3 protein-coding genes are annotated in these 3,117 nt (G+C 72.9%); all 3 read right to left on the minus strand.

Annotation, left to right across the window (positions count from 1 at the left end; translation table 11 throughout):
• A partial coding sequence (locus AC1D1S_RS20365) for a hypothetical protein (RefSeq protein WP_476995353.1) occupies positions 1-736 on the minus strand: 736 nt, incomplete at its 3' end.
• A gap of 161 nt (positions 737-897) precedes the next feature.
• The gene (locus AC1D1S_RS20370; protein ID WP_476995354.1) at positions 898-2,238 is read right to left on the minus strand and encodes a TadA family conjugal transfer-associated ATPase; all 1,341 of its coding nucleotides are present in this window, start codon (positions 2,236-2,238) and stop codon (positions 898-900) included.
• The coding region (ssd, locus tag AC1D1S_RS20375) for a septum site-determining protein Ssd (RefSeq protein WP_476995355.1) at positions 2,235-3,117 on the minus strand (883 nt) is incomplete at its 5' end. The genes AC1D1S_RS20370 and ssd, both read right to left, overlap by 4 nt.

Genomic DNA, 3,117 nt, shown 5'->3' on the forward strand with positions numbered 1-3,117 from the left:
GCGCGGACGAGCCTTGCGGACCAGCGCGGACGAGCCTTGCGGACCACAACCGGCCGACGGCGGTCAGCGCCACGCCTGCGGCCAACGCCGCCAGGCCCCAAGGATTTCCCAGCAGTGTGGCTACCGGGTCCACGCCGAGCAACAGGCCGAGGCCCAGGCCCGACAGGGGCAGCCAGGTCAGCAGACGAACGGTTGCGCGGGGCCCCGCCAAGGCCGTCTGCCGAGCCGCCTCGGCGTCGTCCTCCGTTTCAAGGTGGGCGGCAAAGCGCGCCAGGACATCGGCCAGGGGGCAACCGCTGGCTTCAGCGGTGTCAAAACATGCGGCGAGCTCGCCCCACACGCGCACGTCGCGGCGGGCCCGGATGCCGACGGCACCCCCGGTGACCGTGATGACGGCGCCCGCACCGGCAGAAACCGCGGAGACCTCGCGGCGGATGGCCGCGGCCACGGAGGACCCGCGCCGGGCGGCGGCACGCGCGGCTGCGAGGATCCTGCGGGACTCCGGGCCGAGGACCGTTCCGGCGCCGTTTGCGCCGCGGGGCTGGCCGGCGCTGTGAACTGCCGCCTGGGCCGCCGGCCCGTCCCGCGCGGCGTCACCGCCGTAGAGGGCCCACAGTTCATCCCACAGCCGGGCGGGGATGCGCCCTCCCTTCAGCAGCGCGGCCAACTGTTGGACCAGGACTGTCATGGGGACGGCCCCGGCATCGGCGGATCCCCCGCCGCGCCAACGGGTCATGCCCCCGACGGCTCGTCCTGGGCGTGATCCCGGCGACCCGTAGGCCGCGGGAGCTCGCGTGCCCGCGGCGTGCAAGGCCCTGCAGGTACGATGGCCGGCCGCGCGCGGGGTGGGAAAGGCCAACCACACGGCCAGGACCGAAACGACGATGAGGAAGACGGTCATCGCCGCGGCCAGGGCTGGAGGGATTCGCGGCCGGAACCCGGCGTCCGTCCTGCCGGCGGGGCCGCCTGCAGTTCGGAGGGGTCCGCCCCGGCCAACCCGGGATCCAGGCCGAGACGGCGCGCCAGCAGCGGCCAGGCTCCGCCGAAGCGGAGCTCGCGCTGTTGGATCTCCAGTGCGGCGGCGACAACCAGGCCCGAGTCTTGGACCTCCATGATTCCAACGCTCGCCACTTGGYGGCCCGATTCAGTCCGCTCGACGTGCACGACGACGTCGATGGCGCTGGCGACCTGCAGCCGTACAGCGTCCTGGCCCATGCCGGCGAGCGCGCCGAGGGCCGCCAGCCGGGCAGGCACAGCCGCCGCCTCATTCGCGTGGATGGTCCCGCCGCCTCCGGTGTGTCCGGTGTTCATCGCCGAGAGCAGCTCGCGGACCTCGGCGCCGCGGCATTCGCCCACCACCAGCCGGTCCGGCCGCATCCTGAGGGCCTGGCGGACCAGTTCGCCCAAGTCGACGGCACCACCGCCTTCCAGGTTTCCGTGCCGGGATTCCAGCGAGACGACGTGCGGGTGGACGGGATTCAATTCTGCGGCGTCCTCAATCAGGACGAGTCTCTCCCCGGGGTGGCACAATCCCAGCAGCGTCGCCAGTAACGTGGTCTTCCCCGAACCGGTGGCCCCGCTGATGAGGAAGCTCAGCCTGGCCGCCACCATGCGTTCGAGTACTGACTGGACCAGGCTCCCGGGCGTCCCGGCCCCGAACATGCCGGCGCGCTTCAGCTCTGGCATGGAGAAGACCGTGGCCCGGCGGATCCGCACGCTCAGGAGTGTCCCGGCCGTGGAAATGGGCGGCAGCACCGCGTGCACCCGGTAGCCGCCGTCGAGCCGGACATCGACGCATGGCGAACCGTCGTCCAGGCGGCGGCCACCGGCTGCCACCAGCCTCGCGGCAAGGGCGCGGATCTGCGGTTCCCCGGAGAAGACGACCGGCACCTTTTCCAGACCGCTGCCGCGGTCCAACCAGACCGAGTCCGGCCCGTTGACAAAGATGTCTGTCACGGCGGGATCGCGGGTGAGGGGTTGCAGGGGGCCCAGGCCGTTCAATTCCGCGCTGATGCTCTCCACTGCGGCCAGGGCGCCGGCCGTGCCGAGCAACCGCCCGCTCGCCTGGACCGCAGCCGCGACCCTTGAGGGGGTCACCGGGGAGGCATCGGCCATGACGGACTCGCGCACGGACTCCAGCAGCGTCTGGTCGAGAAATCCCTGCGAGCGGCGGCGACCCGGTGCCCGCCGGGCCGGACGTTCCGGTCCGGCCGGTTCTGCGGCCGCGTGGGCACTCATGAGTCGCCTCCGCCGTTCAGCTCAAGGAGTCCGGCCGCGAACCGGCGGACGGCGCGGTGCCGGCCGGTTTCGAGAAGGCGGCCGAGTTCCGTTGCCCCGGCCAGATCCCTGATGTCCGGCATGATGCCCTGAAGGACAAGCCCCACGGAGCCGGCGATCAGCGGCGCATCCAAAGCGGCGCCGCGACTGGCCCGGACCACGAGCGCAGTGTCCACGGGTGGAAGCTCCTGCAGCAGCCAGGCCGTGGCGACGGCGGCCCGCAGCCGGGCGGGCGCCACGACGATGATCCGGTCGCATTCGCCGGCGAAGGCCCGCAAAGCTTCCCGTTCCCGGCCGATATCCAGCACCACCAATTCGCAACCGCGGCGGGCGGCGTCAAGAACCGCGGCCACGGTGGTCGCGTCCACCCCGGCGGCTTTGTCACGGGTTCCCGGCCACGATAGGAAGGAGAATCCACCGGCGATCGGCAGCGACTCCTCCAGCTGGGCGGGGTCGATACTGCCGCTCACCCCGGCCAGATCCGGCCAGCGGAGCCCGTGGGTTTCCTCGGCGGCCAGCGCCAGTTCCAGGCCCCCGCCCCGGGGGTCGCCGTCGATCAGCAGCACCCGGATCCCGGCCCCGGCGGCGGCCTGCGCGATCCAGATGGCGGCGGTCGTGGCCCCGGCACCGCCGCAGCCGCCGGTGAGACCCAGCACCAGTCCGCCGGCTTCCGGGGCGCGGGACCGGCTCAGGTATTCCGCCAGCCAGGCGGCCGCGTCCGGCAACACCGCGACGCGTTCGGCCCCGACGGCGGCGGCCAGATGCCATAACCCTTCCCCGTCACCTTCGAGGCCGATCATCACAGCCGGGGGCCTCCGCCGGGGCGGCAACCCGCGGATG

The organism is Arthrobacter sp. P1_A5 (genome assembly GCF_056406825.1).